Origin of the sequence: Micromonospora parathelypteridis (assembly GCF_014201145.1) — a bacterium.
GTDB lineage: Bacteria > Actinomycetota > Actinomycetes > Mycobacteriales > Micromonosporaceae > Micromonospora > Micromonospora parathelypteridis.
Window position 1 is genome coordinate 4,493,496 of the sequence record NZ_JACHDP010000001.1, and the last position, 15,665, is coordinate 4,509,160.

A 15,665-nucleotide genomic window follows, 5' to 3' on the forward strand; every position below is an offset into this window, starting at 1 on the left:
GGATGGTGACGAACGTCAGCTTCGGCCGCCGTCGCCGCCCGCGAAGACCACCCGCAGGAGCCGGTCGTCGTCGCCCGCCGGGTTGCCCCGCCCGTCGTGGTTGGAGGTGCTCACCCAGAGCGATCCGTCCGGCGCCGCGGCCACCGCGCGCAGCCGGCCGTACCGGTTGGTGAGCAGTTCGCTGGGCTGCCCGAGCAGCGTGCCGGTGTCGGTCAGCTCCATCACCCAGAGACGCTTGCCGCGCAGGCAGCCGGTGACCAACAGCCGGTCCGTGGAGGCCAGCCCGGAGCAGGACGCGTCCGCGGTCCCCCACTGCGTGATCGGGTCGGTGAACCGCCTGTCGTTGGCCTGCCCCTCGACGTCCGGCCAGCCGTAGTTGCCGCCCTTGGTGATCTGGTTGATCTCGTCCCAGGTGTTCTGGCCGAACTCGACGGCGTACATCCGCTTGGCGGCGTCCCAGGTGAAGCCCTGGACGTTGCGGTGGCCCAGCGACCAGACCGGAGAACCGGGGTACGGGTTGCCCGCGGCGGGCTTGCCGTCCGGGGTGATCCGCAGGATCTTGCCGCCGAGGCTCTTCACGTCCTGGGAGAGGGGGCGCTGGCCCGCGTCACCCGTGCTGACGTAGAGCTGCCCGTCCGGGCCGAAACCCAGCCCGCCGCCGTTGTGCACGTTGGCCTTGGGAATGCCGGTGAGGATCGGGGTGGGCTGCCCGCCGAGTTGCAGCCGGGCGACCCGGTTGTCCCGCTCGGCGGTGTAGTAGACGAAGACCGTCTTGTCTCGGGCGTAGTCGGGGGAGACGGCGATGCCGAGCAGGCCGCCCTCGCCGGCAGCCGCCACGTCGGGGATCGTCTGCACCGGGCGAACCCGCAGCCCGTCCGGCCCGGACTCGGGGCCGACCTGCAGGATCCGGCCGTTGTCCCGTTCGGTGACCAGCGCGCCGCCGTCCGGCAGGAAGGCGATGCCCCAGGGCACCCGTAGACCCTTGGCGAGCACCGTCGCCACCGCCTGCTGGCCAGCGCCACCGGGTCTCGCCGAGGCGGACGGGGTCGGCAGGTTGGGCGGCTCGCCGGCCGGGTCGGGCTCCGGTTCGCCGAAGCTGCAACCAGCGGTGAACAACAGCGCCGCGCAGGACGCCGCGAGGGCCACCCGGAGGCGAGGGATGCGAGGGTACGGGGGACGGGCTCTCACCCGGCCCAGGGTATCCCGCCGGACGGCCCGGCCGGGCCCGTCGGAACTGACCGGTGCCGGTGACCCACGGCGGGTGGTCCCCGGTGGACCGCTCACCGTGCCCGTACGGCCAGCAGCGCGGTGTCGTCCTCCCGGTGGCGGATCGAGGCGAGCAGCAGGTCGCACAGCTCGTCGAGGGGCAGCTTGTCGGCACCGGTCAGCCGGCCGACCAGCTCGGCGAACCCCTCGTCGATGGACCGGTCCCGCCGCTCGATCAGCCCGTCGGTGTAGAGCAGCAGGGTGTCACCGGTGGCCAGGCTGGTCGACTGGCTGGTCCGCGGTGACGGCCGGGTCAGGCCGAGCAGTGGCTCCGGCGTCGCGTTGAGGGCCTCCACCGCCCCGCCGACGCGGACCACCAGGGCCGGCGGGTGCCCGGCGTTGGACCAGGTCACCTCGTGGACGCCGGCGACCTGCGGACAGATCCGGACCAGCGTCGCGGTGGCGGCGATCGGCAGCCGCAGGCCACGGATCGCGCCATCCAGGTTGCTCATCAGCGCCCCGACCGTGTCCGGCCGACCGAAGGCGTTGCCCCGCACGAGGTTGCGCAACTGGCCCATGGTGGCCGCGGCCTCGATGTCGTGCCCGGCCACGTCCCCGATCGCCACGATCACGTCGCCGTCGGGCTGGACGAAGGCGTCATACCAGTCGCCGCCCACCTCCACCCGGTCGGCGGCCGGTTGGTAACGGGCCGCCAGCTCCAACTGCCCCACGACCGGCAGCCTCGGCAACATGCTGTGTTGCAGGACCTCGGCGACGTGCCGCTGCTCGCCGTACATCGAGCTGTTGCCGACGGCCTGGCCGGCCCGGCGGCCGATCTCGACAGCGGTGAGCAGGTCGCGGTCGTCGAACTGCTGACGCTGAGCGCCGTTGACCAGGGTGATCGCGCCCAGCACGGTGCCACCGACACCCCGCACGGGCACGCACAGGTAGGAGGCGATGCCCAGACGGCCGGCGATCGACGTCATCTCCGGGATCGTGGTGCCCCTCGTCACGTCGGCCAGGGACGCGACGCCGCCGAGCCGGGGCTGGCCGGTCCGGAGCACCGTCCGGATGATCGACTCCGGGCGCAGCCCAGTGCGCAGCAGCTCACCGAAGCGGCCGACGTCCGCTGTCCGGGCCGGGTCACGGTGCACCGAGACCACCTCCCGGGGCAGGCCGGTCGGCCCGATCAGAGTGAGCAGGCACCAGTCCGCGAGCAGCGGCACCATGGCGGCAGCGAGCCGGTGCAGCGCGGTGCCCACGTCCAGGGTGCCGGCCAACGTCTCACTCACCCCGGCCAGCAGTTCCAGCCGCTCGTGCGCCTGCACGACCCGCCGCCGTGCCTCCTGCGCGCCGTCGAGCGCGATCCGCAGTCGCAGCTCCGACGAGCAGGCGGCCGCCAGGTCGGCAAGTGTCCGCAGCTGCGCGGCGGTCCACGCGCGAGGTTTGCTGTCGATGGCGCAGAGCGCGCCGAGCACCCGGCCGGAGAGGTCGGTCAGTGGCACCCCGGCGTACGCGACCACGCCGAGGTCCTCGATGGCCGGGTTGTGTCGTACGCGGGGATAGAGCCGGGCGTCGGGCAGCACCATCGGCGCCTCGACGTCCACCACGTGCTGGCAGAACGAGTGGCTCAGCGGGGTCTGCCGGCGCTCCGACCAGGGCTCCGGCAACCCGACCGCGCCCGGAAAGAACTGCCGGTCGGCGGAGACCAGGGAGACCAGCGCGACCGGCACGTCCAGCAGGTCGCTGACCAGCCGGGCGAACCGATCGAACGCCTCGTCCGGGGCCGCCTCCAGCCCGGTGTCGGCGAGCGCGCGCAGCCGCTCCGGGTCGGCGAGCGCCGCAGGTGGGGCGACCGGAGGCCGGGCGGTGGCGGGGGAGCCGTCGGTCATCGAGCACCTGTCTGCTGGGGCGGAGGCCGACCGGCCCTCCGACCCTTCGTTATACCTCGTCCAGGCCCGGGTCGAACATCGGTGTGCTGAGTCTCGCCCGCCCCGGCTCCGCGCGCCATCCCCCGGGACGCCGGTTCGCGGCCGTGCCTGCGCCGGCCTCGGCGGCGGGGACTATCGTCGGCTGACGTGAAGGTATGGATTCCGCACCAGGCCGGCCTGAACCTCATGGGGGAGCTGCCCCCGGACGTGACGGTGGAGGTGTTCGAGCACGCCGACCGGATGCCCTCGGAGGTCGCCGACGTCCGCGTCTGGGTGCCACCGTTCCTGGGCGGCACGGACGCGACGGCCCTCCTGCGTGAGCTGCCCGACCTTTCGGTGGTGCAGTTGCTCTCCGCCGGAGCGGATGCCTGGGCCGGCCGGACGCCGCCGAGTGTCACGCTCTGCGACGCACGCGGCGTGCACGACCCGTCCACCGCCGAGTGGGTCGTCACCGCGATCCTCGCTCAGCTGCGGGCGTTCCCGACGTTCGTCCGCGCGCAGGCCGAACGGCGCTGGGCGAACGAGGGGAACACCCCGACCGGCGAGCTGACCGGCAAACGGGTGCTCATCGTCGGCGCGGGTGCGATCGGCACCGCGGTGCGTGACCGACTCGCCCCGTTCGAGGTGAGCTTCACCCTGGTCGCGAGGACGGCCCGCCCGGAGCAGGGGGTGCACGCCGTCGAGGAGTTGCCCCGGCTGCTGCCCGAGGCGGACGTGGTGGTGGTGCTGGTGCCGCTCACCGACCAGACCCGTGGCCTGATCGACAAGGAGTTCCTGGCCGCGATGCCGGACGGGGCGCTGCTGGTCAACGCGGCCCGGGGGCCGGTGGCCCACACCGAGGCGCTCGTCGCCGAGCTGGGCACCGGTCGGATCTCGGCCGCGCTGGACGTCACCGACCCGGAGCCACTGCCTGCCGACTCTCCGCTCTGGGCGATGCCGAACGTGCTGCTCACCCCGCACGTGGCCGGGGCGGTGCGGGGCTTGCTGCCGCGGGCCTACCGACTGGTCGGTGACCAGGTTCGCCGGTTCGCCGCCGGGCAGCCACTGATCAACACGGTGGTCGACGGCTACTGACCGGGCGCCTCGGCCGCGTTGTCCGGCAGCGCCTGGCCGGTGGCCGACACCAGGCGGGGCAGGTCCACGCCGCGGACGGCCGGCAGGGAGACCTGCTGGCCGTCGTCGAGCCGGGCGACCGCCCGTCCGCGCTGGTCGGTGGTCAGCTCGAGGACCTGGTCCCAGTTGATCCGGCGTTGCCCGACCAACGCCCGTACGCGCAGCTCCCGCGCGTCGGCGTCGGTGCCGGCACGCCAGGCCCACAGCCCGACGGCGAGCGGGACGAGCAGCACCGGCAGCAGGTAGCCCCGGGCGTTGGCCAGCGGCAGGGCACCGATGAAGGCGATGACCGCGGCGACCAGGATGGCTTGGTTGTACCGGAAGCGGACCGTGTCGGGCTTACTCACCCTCCGATGATCCCACCCTCGGCCGGTCCGGCTCGCGGCGGGCGGTGCCGGCAGGGTGCGGTGCGTCGTACAGTGACACGGGTCGTTGTCTCCACCGGGTGACCGGCACGTAACCGATCTGGCCGTCGATCGTTGTCAGTAATTGGACAGCGGATCAACAAACTCCGATGTCCTGCACCGTCGCACCGCCCCCGTGCCCCCTCACGAAGGCGACCGCTGTGCTCCTCGCGTACCCGTTCCGCGTCCTCGTCCCCCGCCGGGTGGCACCGGAGACCGCCACGTCCACGGCGGTGGCGCTGCTCCTCCTCGCCGGTGCCGCCGACCTGGTCCCCGCCCCGGTGGTGATCGCGCTGGCAGCTGGCGCCGGCGCCACCCTCGCCGGGGTGCGGCTGGCCCGGCTGGCCTCCCGGCGCCGCACCGATCCGTCACCGCGTGCGGCGGGCGTGCTGCTCGACGCGGCGGTGGTGGCGGCTGGCCTGACCGCCGTCGTGCTGCCCCTGGTCGACGGCGGGCACACCTCGGCCGTGCTGGTCGGGTCGCTGGTCGTGGCGGCCCTCTCCGTGACCGGGCTGTGTCGGCTTCCCGGCCGGACGCGACCGTCGGCCGGGGTCGGGCTGCGCTGGCTGGTCGAGTCGACCAGCCCGGCCGTCGGGATGGCCCTCGCCGGTTGGCTGCTGCTGCCCCATGACGGCCTGCCGGTTTCGGTCCGGCTGGTCGCCGCGTTGGCGCTCGGCGGGCTGGGCATGGCCGTGCTCAACGCGTTCGCCGGGCCACGGCGACGTTCTCCAGCGGCGGTGTGTCGGGGCGGCGTCCTGCTCACCCTGGGCGGGCTGGTGCTGCTGGCCGCGCTGCCGTCGCCGGCCGGGCGGGTGACCCTGCTGGCCGTACCCCCGCTGGTGCTCGGGATGCTGCTCGTCGCGGTGGGTGCGGCCGACGCGGCGGACGCCGGTGATCCCGGGCCGGCGGATCCGATCGCTCCGGCCTGGCCCCGGTCGGTGCTCCCGGCTGCGGTCCTGCTGCTGGCGGCGGGTCTGCACCTGAGCGCCGGCCGCGCGACGGACCGGACGAGCGTGTTGTTGGCCCTGGCGGCGGTGCCGCCCCTGGTGCTGCGCGAACTGCTTCGGGCCGGTGACGCGCCCACCGCCGAACGCCGCGCCGCACATCGCCGACCCGCCGGCAGCGCCGTCCGGCACCGCTTCGCGGCGCAACCACGCTCGCTGGGCACGTCGGATCTCCCACCTGGGCAGCCCGCGCACGGCCAGCCCGGCCGCCCCGGTGACTCGGATGGTCCGGTCACCGCAAACGGTGCCGGCTCGGCCTGGTCGCCGGATGACGGCGCCGGCTGGCCGACGTTCGACCGGCGGCCCGTTGCGGCGGGCGGCGGTCCTCCGGGCGACCGAGCCGCCCTGCTGGACGCCCTCGCCGCGATCGGTGACGTGCCGGCGCCGTCCGGCGCGCTGCTCCTGGTGGACCTGCACGGCACCGACGGGATCGGCCCGACCGCGCGGGAGGACGTGCTGGCCGAGGCGGTGCACCGGGCCCGCGCGGTCGTCGCCTCCGACGACCTGATCACCGGGTGCACGGGTGCCGGCTTCGCCGTGGTCACCGGTGCCGGCCCGGTGCTGGCGTACGCGCTGGGCAACCGGCTGCTGACCGCGCTCGCCCCGCCCTACCAGCTGGCCGGTTCGGTGCTGCGCGTGCAGACCAGCATCGGGTTGGCCGAGGTGAGCGGTGACCGGCCGGCGGACGTGCTCCGGCAGGCCGAGCTGGCCCGACGACGGGCCGTGCAGCTGGGCCGGGACCGGGTCGAGTGGTACGACGCGTTCCTGGAGGAACAGCTGGTTCGCCGGCTCGACCTGGAACGGGAACTGCCCGGTGCGGTGGCGCGTGGCGAGCTGGATCTCGTGTACCAGCCGGTGCTCGACCTGGCGGACGGGCAGCCGGTCGGCGCGGAGGCGTTGCTGCGTTGGCGGAGCCCGGTGCTCGGCACGGTGCTCCCGGCCGAGTTGCTGCCGGTCGCCGAGGATCTGGACCTGGTCGGCGAGCTGGAATGGTGGGTACTGGACCGGGCCTGCCGGCAGTTGTCCAATTGGTCGGCGGGCGTCCGGGAGCTGTGGATGGCGGTCAACGTCACGACCCGGGAGCTGACCACCCCCGACTTCGTCCAGCGGGCCGCGGCCGTGCTGGCCGCGTACGGGGTGCCGCCGGAGCGGTTGGTGGTGGAGGTGAGCGAGCCGAGGGTCGCGGGTGACCTGCCGACCGTGGTGGCGCGGCTGGCCGGGCTGCGGTCGCTGGGCGTACGCACCGCGTTGGACGACTTCCGGCCCGAGCACGCCTCGCTGGCGCAGCTCCGCCGCCTGCCGATCGACCTGCTCAAGGTTGGCCCGGAGCTGGTGGGCGCACGGCCGGACGGGCAGCCACCGCTGATCGACGTGGTGGTCAACGTCGGCGAGCGGCTGGGCGTCGAGATCGTTGCCGAGGAGCTGGAGTCGTCGACCCAGGTCGAGGGGGCGCGCCGGGGCGGCTGCCGGTACGGGCAGGGATTCGCGCTGGCCCGCCCGGCGACGGCCGAGCGGGTCGAGGCGTACTTCGAGGAGTTTCCGTCGGCGTCCCGCTGAGCCTTCGCTGAACCGGTTCATCTCTCCCGGGGTGGCGCGGTGCTGCCACGAGGGGTGAGCTGCGGCGTCTCGTCCTGCACCCGGCTCGCCGGCTGTCCGGCGATGACGGCGAGCAGTTGCCGGGCGGCGTGCGCTCCGTACGCCGGGATGTCCCGGCCCAGCGCGGTCAGCGGCGGGTGCACCAGTCGGCACAACGGCGAGTCGTCCCAGGCCACGATGGACAGATCGCCGGGCACCGTGAGCCCCATCTCCTGGGCGACGGACAGCCCGGCGATGGCCATCACGTCGTTGTCGTAGATGACCGCGGTGGGCCGGTGGGCGGAGCTGAGCAGCCGGCGGGTGGCCCGGCCGCCCTCCTCCCCGGTGTAGTCGGACCAGACGGTGACCGCGTCGACCAGGTCGAGCCGCTGGCACAGCGCGGCGAAGGCGTCGGTACGGATCTCGGTGTGCCGCAGGTCGGGCAGGCCCGCGACCCGGGCGATCCGCCGGTGTCCGAGCGCGACCAGATATTCCACCGTCTCGGTCAAGGCGGCCTCGTCATCGGACCAGAGGCTGCCCAGGTCGCCGGTGCCACCGGGCCCGCCGATCACCACCGCCGGCAGTTGCAGCTGCTCGAGTGCGGGGATGCGCCGGTCGTCGGTGCGCAGGTCGCAGACGAGCACCCCGTCCACCCGACGCTCGCCCCACCAGCGCCGGTAGACCGCGATCTCGGCCTCGGGGTCGGCCACCACCTGGAGGGTCAGCGCGTACGAGCGGGCGGAGAGTTCGGCCTCGACGCCACTGATCAGCGCCATGAAGAACGGCTCGACGCCGAGTGTCCGGGCCGGCCGGCACAGGGCCAGACCGACCGCCCCGGCGGTGGCTGCGGAGAGTGCGCGGGCAGCGCTGCTGCGGCTGAACCCGATCTCCGTGGCGATGGCCAGGATGCGCTGCCGGGTGGCCTCGGAGACGCCGGGCTGCCCGTTCAACGCGTACGAGACGGCACCCTTGGACACCCCGGCGTACCGGGCGACGTCGGCGATGGTCGGCCGCTTCACCGGCGTGCTCCTTCGCTCTGGCCGTTGACCGTCCGGATTCCGAACCGTACGGTGGCTTAGCTTATCCGGTTCAGTCAACGTCTTTCGATGCAGAAGGTGCGGTGAAGTGTTGAGCCGACAGGCACTCTACGACGGTTGGACCCTGCGGGCGGCACCCGGAGCGCACGTGCCGGCCGAAATTGCCGGGCAGACCGTGCCGGCGACCGTGCCCGGTTGTGTGCACACCGACCTGCTCGACGCCGGGCTGATCCCCGATCCCTACCTCGACGACAACGAGGTGGCGCTGGCCTGGATCGGGCGCACCGACTGGCACTACCGGACGAGCTTCCGGCGCCCGACCGAACACCACGACCGGGTCGACCTGGTCTGCGCCGGCCTGGACACCGTGGCCACGCTCACCGTCAACGGTGTCGAGGTCGGTCGCACCGAGAACATGCACCGCGGCTATCGGTTCGACGTCCGGTCGTTGCTGCGCGACGGCGACAACGACCTGGCCATCACGTTCGACTCCGCGTACCGCTACGCCGAGGCGCAGCAGGAACGGCTCGGCGACCGGCCCAACGCCTACCCGGAGCCCTTCCACTTCATCCGCAAGATGGCCTGCAACTTCGGCTGGGACTGGGGGCCGACCCTGGTCACCGCCGGCATCTGGCAGGAGATCAGCCTGCACGCCTGGTCCACCGCCCGGTTGGCCACCGTCCGCCCACTGGTCACGATGGACGGCCGCGACGGCCAGGTCGAGCTGCACGTCGACGTCGAGCGGGTCGCGGACGTCCCGCTGACCGTCCGGGCGGCCGTCGCCGGCGTCAGCGCCGACGTGGTCATCCCGGCTGGCCAGCGCACGGCCGTGCTGACCCTCACCGTCCGCGAGCCCGCGCTCTGGTGGCCCCGGGGGTACGGCGAACAGGTGCGCCACCCGATCGAGGTGACCCTGCACGGACCGCACGGAGACGTCCTCGACAACTGGTCCCACCGGATCGGCTTCCGTTCCGTGCGACTGGACACCACCGCGGACGACCACGGGACCCCGTTCGCGTTGTCGGTCAACGACGTCCCCGTCTTCGTACGCGGGGTCAACTGGATCCCGGACGACGTGTTCCCCACCCGGATCACCCGGGACCGGCTGGCCGAGCGGTTCGACCAGGCCATCGCGGCCAACATCAACCTGCTGCGCGTCTGGGGCGGCGGCCGGTACGAGTCGGCGGACTTCTACGACCTCGCCGACGAACGCGGGCTGCTCGTCCAGCAGGACTTCCTCTTCGCCTGCGCGGCCTACCCGGAGGAGGAGCCGTTCGGCACTGAGGTGGCTGCCGAGGCCGCCGAGCAGGTGACCCGGCTTTCGCCGTACCCGTCGTTGGTGCTCTGGACCGGCAACAACGAGAACATCTGGGGCTGGCACGACTGGGACTGGCAGCAGGACCTCGCCGGGCGTACCTGGGGGCGCGGTTACTACCTCGACGTGCTGCCCCGGATCGTCGGTGAGCTCGACCCGACCCGTCCGTACTGGCCGGGCAGCCCCTGGTCGGGCACCGAGGCGATCCACCCCAATGACCCGGCGCACGGCACCACCCACATCTGGGACGTGTGGAACACCGACGACTACACCAAGTACCGGGAGTACGTGCCGCGCTTCGTCGCCGAGTTCGGCTACCAGGGCCCACCGGCGTACGCCACCCTCCGCCGGGCGCTCAGCGACGAACCCCTGGCGCACGACTCACCGGGCATGGCGCACCACCAGAAGGCGGCCGACGGGGACGCCAAGCTCCAGCGTGGCCTCGACGCGCACCTGCCCGCCCCGGCGGACTTCGACGACTGGCACTACCTGACGCAGCTCAACCAGGCACGAGCGATCCAGCTCGGGGTCGAGCACTTCCGCTCACACCGGGGCGTCTGCGCGGGCACCATCGTCTGGCAGCTCAACGACTGCTGGCCGGTCACGTCCTGGTCCGCCGTCGACGGCGACGGCCGTCGCAAACCCCTGTGGTACGCGCTGCGCCACGCGTACGCCGATCGACTGCTCACCGTGCAGCCCCGCGACGGGGGCCTCGCCCTGGTCGCGGTCAACGACGGCGGCACGACCTGGCGGGCGTCGGCCTCGGTGACCCGGCTGACCCTCGCCGGTGAGCCCCGGGCGAAGACGACGTTCGAGCTGGACGTCCCCGCGTACGCCTCGGTCGTGGTTGCGCTGCCGGCGGAGCTGGCCCGGCCGGACGAGACCCGGCGTGAGCTACTGGTCGCCGAGGCGGGTCAGAGCGCCGAGCGGGCGCTGTGGTTCTTCGCCGAGGACCGGGACGTGGACTGGCCGTCGGCGGTGTGGAACGCCACGGTCGAGCCGTTCGACGGCGGTCAGCGGGTCCGGGTCACCACCGGCACGGTGTTGCGCGACCTGACGCTCTTCGCGGACCGGCTCGACCCGTCGGCGTCCGTCGACCAGGCCCTGGTCACTCTGCTGCCGGGCGAGTCTGTCACCTTCACCGTGCGGGCCGATGGGTTGCTCGACGCTGCGGCCCTGACCGCCCGACCGGTGCTGCGCTGCGTCAACGACATCGAACGGAGCTAGCTTCCCTCCCAAGATCGTGCTCGATCCATGAAGTAGTGGCCTCCCTCGACGATGAGGCCACTACTTCCACGTTCGAGCACGATCATCACGCCGGGGACGATGCTGACCTTGTTCAGTTCAGGCGACAACGAGAAGGTCGAACTCGGCCAGTGAGGATCTGAGGTATGGGCAGCCGTTCGGAAGCGGGATCCGCTGCAGGCAGTGTCACCCAGCTCGCCGATCAGCTCCGGTCTTTCGCGGAGGAGCGCGAGTGGCAGCAGTTCCACACGCCGAAGAACCTGGCGATGGCGCTCTCCGGCGAGGTCGGCGAACTCCTGGCCGAGTTGCAGTGGCTGACACCAGATCAGGCGGCCCAGGTGATGGCGGACCCGCAGGCGGGTGCGCGAGTACGCGCTGAGATCGGCGACGTCATGATTTATCTGGTCCGGCTCGCCGACGTCCTCGACATCGACCTGGTGGGCGCGGCGACCGACAAGCTGGCCGACTCAGCCCGGCGGTACCCGGTGGAAATCGCCAGGGGGTCCGCGGCGAAGGCGCCACGGTCGTAGTCCTTGGTTGATCTTCTCGCTACAGTCATCGCAGTAAGGCGGTCCGACGGGCTTCCAGTGCACGGATATGCCCCCATCCGCACGATCGTTTCGTGCTGCCCGGGAGCACCTGTCGATGTCGGCGTACCGTACGTCCGCTGCTGGTCTGTCGCGTCTCGCCACTGATGGCACCCTCGTCGAGGTGCTGACCGAGCGGGCTCGCTTCGGCGGTCATGGAGTGAGCCCCGCTGAGAAGCGCTCTTGGGCGCGTAGTCTGCCGGTACTCGCGCAGGATCTCGTCGACACGGGCTTGGCCGAGGTCGAGGTGTTGGTCGAGTACCAACTCCCGTTGACCAGCCGCCGCGTCGACGCGGTACTGGCCGGTGTCGACCCGCGTACCGGAGATGACTCCTACCTCGTCGTCGAACTCAAGCAATGGTCCTACGCCACGGCCTTCGAGGACTCCGACACTCTCGTCGCGGTCGAGCAGGTCCGTGGGCCACGCCTGCATCCCGGTGTGCAGGTGCAGGATTACTGCCGCTATCTCACTGACTTCCTCGGTGTGCTCGGCCGCGATCAGAAGCTGTTATGGGGTGCCGCTTACCTGCACAACGCGGTGGACCGTGACGTTGCGGACCTGTTCGACCGGCCAGCCACGGAGCAGAGCCGGATCTTCACCGGGCAGCGTCGGGGGCAGTGGCTCGATCACCTGCGTAGCCGATTCGCACCCGTTTCGGGAGCAGACCCGGCGGACCGGTTCCTGACCAGCACCGTGCGCCCCAGCCGGCATCTGTTGGCGTACGCCGCCGCTGAGCTGAAGGAACGCTCGCACTTCATCCTGCTCGACGAGCAGCATGTGGCGTACGAGTTGGTCATGCACGCGATCGAGCGGGCCCGGACGGCGAACCACAAGCGCGCGGTCGTGGTGGCGGGCGGGCCGGGCAGCGGCAAGAGCGTCATCGCCCTCTCGGTCCTCGGGGAGTTGGCCCGGCAGAACCGGTCGGTGCTGCACGCCACCGGCTCGCGGTCGTTCACCCAGACGCTGCGTCGCTACGCCGGCCGGGGATCGACCCGGCTGCAGAGCCTCTTCAAGTACTTCAACAGCTTCATGGACGCCGAGCCGAACGACATCGAGGTGCTGATCTGCGACGAGGCGCATCGGGTGCGGGAGAACTCGGCCAACCGCTACACACCTAAGGCCCGGCGGGATGTCGCCCGCCCGCAGTTGGAGGAACTCATCTCGCTCGCCCGGGTGCCGGTCTTCCTGCTCGATGAGCATCAGGTGGTAAAGCCGGGTGAGCTGGGCAGCGTTGAGGTCATTTCCGCCTTCGCGGAGAAGCTCGGCGTGGACGTCGACGTGGTCTCCCTGCACGACCAGTTCCGCTGCGGCGGCAGCGAAGCGTACGAGGAATGGGTTCTTGACCTGCTCGGCCTCGATGGGGGCGAGCCGTCCGTCTGGAGCGGCGACGGCAGGTTCGACGTGCGGGTCGCCGAGTCGCCGGAGGAGATGGAGGCATACCTCGCCGAACGGCAGGGAACCAGCGGCACGGCTAGGATGTCGGCCGGCTACTGCTGGCCGTGGAGCGACCCGAGGCCCGACGGCACGTTGGTGCCGGACGTCACGATCGGTGACTGGGCGCGACCGTGGAATGTCCGGAGCGAACGCAGTGTTGGCGAGGCGCCGGGGAGTGCGTTCTGGGCCACCGACCCGAATGGCTTCGGCCAGGTCGGCTGCGTATATACCGCCCAGGGCTTCGAGTACGACTGGTCGGGGGTCATCATCGGCCCGGACCTGGTGGCGAGGGACGGCCGGCTGGTGACCCGCCGCGAGGAGTCGAAGGACTCGTCGATCCGCAGCCGCAAGTCCGTCGGCGACGGGGAAGTTGACCGTTTGATCCGCAACACCTACAAGGTGTTGCTGACCCGGGGCATGCGCGGCACGGTGCTGTACGCGACCGACCCGGAGACGCGGGAGTTCCTGCGCGATCTTGTGCGGGTCCGACGGGCACCGGAGATCAGGTTCGAGGTCGAAGCCGGGTAGCGGCAGCCACACAGTGTCGATACTGTGACCGTCAGTTCAGCGGATCGACGGGCTTCCTGCGGAGGACACGCCCCCACCGCACGAGATCTTCGTGCCTCGGGGGCCTGTCAGTGCTGGCGTTCCAAACCACACCAGCTCAGATCGTCGCGCTGCATGACGACGAACGACTCGACGACGAGTTGGCGGCCTATCTGACCGCCTCCGGATACAAGGTGAACGGGCCTGAGCGACGCTCCTGGCGAAACAGCCTGCCAGCCCTTGCGCGACACCTGTGTGCGCTGGGATACGGCGATCTCGACGCGCTCGTGGAGTACCAACTTCCTCGCAGTAGCCGGCGGATCGACGTCATCCTCGCCGGAGCCGAACCCTTGACGATGCGGGCGACGTACCTCGTGGTGGAACTGAAGCAGTGGAGCGAGGCTTCGCGGTACGACGACGACGGGAGCGTTCTGCGCGTCAATTACCTCGAACAACCGCAGCTGCATCCCGCCCTGCAGGTGCAGGCGTACTGCGCGTACCTCGTGGACTATGTCGAGAAGGTAAGGGAGTGGCCCAACGCCGTGCACGGCATGGCCTACCTGCACAACGCCAAGCGCGACCACATCCCGGACCTGCTGCGTGAGCGCAGCTACCAGAGCATGGTGTGGACCCCGGACAAGGCTGAACAGTTCCCTGTCTATCTCGAGCGTAAGTTTCATCGAGTGCGGCACCCGCAGGCTGCGTATCGGCTGCTGACCAGCCCAATTCGGCAGAGCAGGCAACTGCTGTCCCTCGCGGCGGATGAGGTGACCAACCGGGCGCTCTTCCCCCTGCTGGACGAGCAGCGGGCGGCATACGAGCTGGTGCTGCGAGGGGTGCGTTGGGCCGAGGAGGGGCGCGGCAAGCGAGTCGTGATCATTTCGGGAGGACCGGGCAGCGGCAAGAGCGCGATCGGGCTCAACCTGCTCGCCGAACTGGCCCGCGAGGAACGGCAGATTGCCCACGCTACCGGTTCGCGGGCATTTACCCGGACCCTCCAGCAGTATGCGCGGCGTCAACCCGCGGACCCTGCGCAGCGGACCAGACCGTTGTTCAGCTACTTCATGGACTTCATGGATGCCACTCCCGATAAGCTCGACGTGCTCATCTGCGACGAGGCGCACCGGATTCGTGCACGGTCGACCAAGGGGTCGCGGCAGGGCAGCAAGCCCCAGGTGCAGGAGCTGATTGAGGCCGCCAAGGTGCCGGTCTTCCTGCTCGATGACAACCAGGTCGTACGCCCAGACGAGGTGGGCAGCGTAGACACGATCACGGAGGCAGCAGGCCAGTTGGATCTGGAGGTCGACCGGATCGAGCTAGGCGCGCAGTTCCGCTGCGGCGGTAGCCCACGCTACGAACGGTGGGTGCTGCACCTGTTGGGATTGGCCCGCGCGGCTCCGTACCGCTGGAAGGGCGACGAACGGTTCCGGCTCGCCCTGGTGGATTCTCCCGAGGAAATGGAGACGATCCTGCGGGGATGCCAAGATCGGGGGGAGAGCGCGAGGATCTCGGCCGGATTCTGCTGGCCGTGGACCCATCGGGCGCAGAACGGCCGGCTCGTGCCCGACGTCCGCATCGAGAGCTGGGCAAGGCCGTGGAACGCGTACGACGACTATCCGCCCAAAGGAATTCCGACCAGCGCCTACTGGGCCACGGATCCGCGCGGGTTCGGGCAGATTGGCTGCATCTACACCGCCCAGGGGTTCGAGTACGACTGGTCCGGCGTGATCATCGGCAAGGACCTCGTCGTGCGCGATGGCCGATTCGTCTCCGATCCGAGAAAGTCGTGCGACCCGGCAATCGTGAATGGCGAGGGCAGGGTCATCGCCAGGAACGCGGACCGGCTGATCCGAAACACGTACAAGGTCCTGCTCACCAGAGGGCTTCGAGGCACGCTTCTGTTCGCGGATGATCCGGAGACTCAGGCTTTCCTGTCGCAGCTTATCCCGGCACCGCATAGGCCAGGTCGACTGATTGCTCCGGGCGTAAGGCGGATCGATGCGGTCAGAGCCGACCGCCCAGCGGGTTCGCATACCGGCACCCCGGCCACCCCTAGCGAGCGCTCGGACACCGGTTCGATGCCCGCCCGTTCGGGCGCTGCCGATGGTGAGCTTGACGAGCGCTGAGCGTCGGTGCCGGATCCCGGACTCTGTCGGGCTCCCGAGTCGTGCTGCCCAACCCAGGGGTTTGCAGGTCGCATGCCGGTATGGACGTCAATGGGCCGGATGGACCGGAAAGCCGCCTCATTTAACCGCCGAATGGAGACT

The 15,665-nt window shown here is 71.0% G+C and carries 10 protein-coding genes; 6 read left to right on the forward strand and 4 right to left on the reverse strand.

The window, feature by feature from the left end; all coding sequences use genetic code 11:
* Nucleotides 1-15: 15 nt before the first annotated feature.
* Both HNR20_RS20305 and HNR20_RS20310 read right to left on the reverse strand, forming a co-directional pair.
* The gene (locus HNR20_RS20305) at nucleotides 16-1,188 is read right to left on the reverse strand and encodes a PQQ-dependent sugar dehydrogenase (RefSeq protein ID WP_184182166.1); all 1,173 of its coding nucleotides are present in this window, start codon (nucleotides 1,186-1,188) and stop codon (nucleotides 16-18) included.
* Between the two features lie 92 nt (nucleotides 1,189-1,280).
* Nucleotides 1,281-3,098, reverse strand: a complete 1,818-nt coding sequence (locus tag HNR20_RS20310) for a GAF domain-containing SpoIIE family protein phosphatase (protein ID WP_184182168.1) — start codon at nucleotides 3,096-3,098, stop codon at nucleotides 1,281-1,283.
* Between the two features lie 186 nt (nucleotides 3,099-3,284).
* On the opposite strand from HNR20_RS20310, the gene HNR20_RS20315 reads away from it, so the two are divergent.
* Nucleotides 3,285-4,211, forward strand: a complete 927-nt coding sequence (locus HNR20_RS20315; protein ID WP_184182170.1) for a 2-hydroxyacid dehydrogenase — start codon at nucleotides 3,285-3,287, stop codon at nucleotides 4,209-4,211.
* Here the strand turns inward: HNR20_RS20315 and HNR20_RS20320 are convergent.
* A complete protein-coding gene (locus tag HNR20_RS20320; protein WP_184182172.1) occupies nucleotides 4,205-4,597 on the reverse strand; it encodes a PH domain-containing protein in 393 nt (130 codons plus the stop codon). The genes HNR20_RS20315 and HNR20_RS20320 overlap by 7 nt on opposite strands.
* 218 nt (nucleotides 4,598-4,815) lie before the next feature.
* Between HNR20_RS20320 and HNR20_RS20325 the strand changes: the two genes are divergently transcribed.
* Nucleotides 4,816-7,215: a GGDEF domain-containing phosphodiesterase gene (locus tag HNR20_RS20325; RefSeq protein WP_229687452.1), complete on the forward strand. Its 2,400-nt coding sequence runs from the start codon at nucleotides 4,816-4,818 to the stop codon at nucleotides 7,213-7,215.
* Between the two features lie 17 nt (nucleotides 7,216-7,232).
* Here HNR20_RS20325 and HNR20_RS20330 read toward each other — a convergent pair whose 3' ends face one another.
* Nucleotides 7,233-8,252, reverse strand: a complete 1,020-nt coding sequence (locus tag HNR20_RS20330; protein WP_184182176.1) for a LacI family DNA-binding transcriptional regulator — start codon at nucleotides 8,250-8,252, stop codon at nucleotides 7,233-7,235.
* Nucleotides 8,253-8,361: 109 nt separating this feature from the next.
* Here HNR20_RS20330 and HNR20_RS20335 point away from each other — a divergent pair, with 109 nt between their 5' ends.
* The 4 genes from HNR20_RS20335 to HNR20_RS20350 all read left to right on the forward strand — a co-directional run bounded on the left by HNR20_RS20335 (nucleotide 8,362) and on the right by HNR20_RS20350 (nucleotide 15,524).
* Nucleotides 8,362-10,812: a glycoside hydrolase family 2 protein gene (locus tag HNR20_RS20335; RefSeq protein ID WP_184182178.1), complete on the forward strand. Its 2,451-nt coding sequence runs from the start codon at nucleotides 8,362-8,364 to the stop codon at nucleotides 10,810-10,812.
* 164 nt (nucleotides 10,813-10,976) lie between these two features.
* Complete coding sequence (locus tag HNR20_RS20340) at nucleotides 10,977-11,360, forward strand: nucleotide pyrophosphohydrolase (RefSeq protein ID WP_184182180.1); 384 nt, start codon at nucleotides 10,977-10,979, stop codon at nucleotides 11,358-11,360.
* A 115-nt stretch (nucleotides 11,361-11,475) separates the two neighbouring features.
* Nucleotides 11,476-13,380: a DUF2075 domain-containing protein gene (locus HNR20_RS20345; protein ID WP_184182182.1), complete on the forward strand. Its 1,905-nt coding sequence runs from the start codon at nucleotides 11,476-11,478 to the stop codon at nucleotides 13,378-13,380.
* 110 nt (nucleotides 13,381-13,490) lie between these two features.
* A complete protein-coding gene (locus tag HNR20_RS20350) occupies nucleotides 13,491-15,524 on the forward strand; it encodes a DUF2075 domain-containing protein (RefSeq protein ID WP_184182184.1) in 2,034 nt (677 codons plus the stop codon).
* Nucleotides 15,525-15,665: the final 141 nt, after the last annotated feature.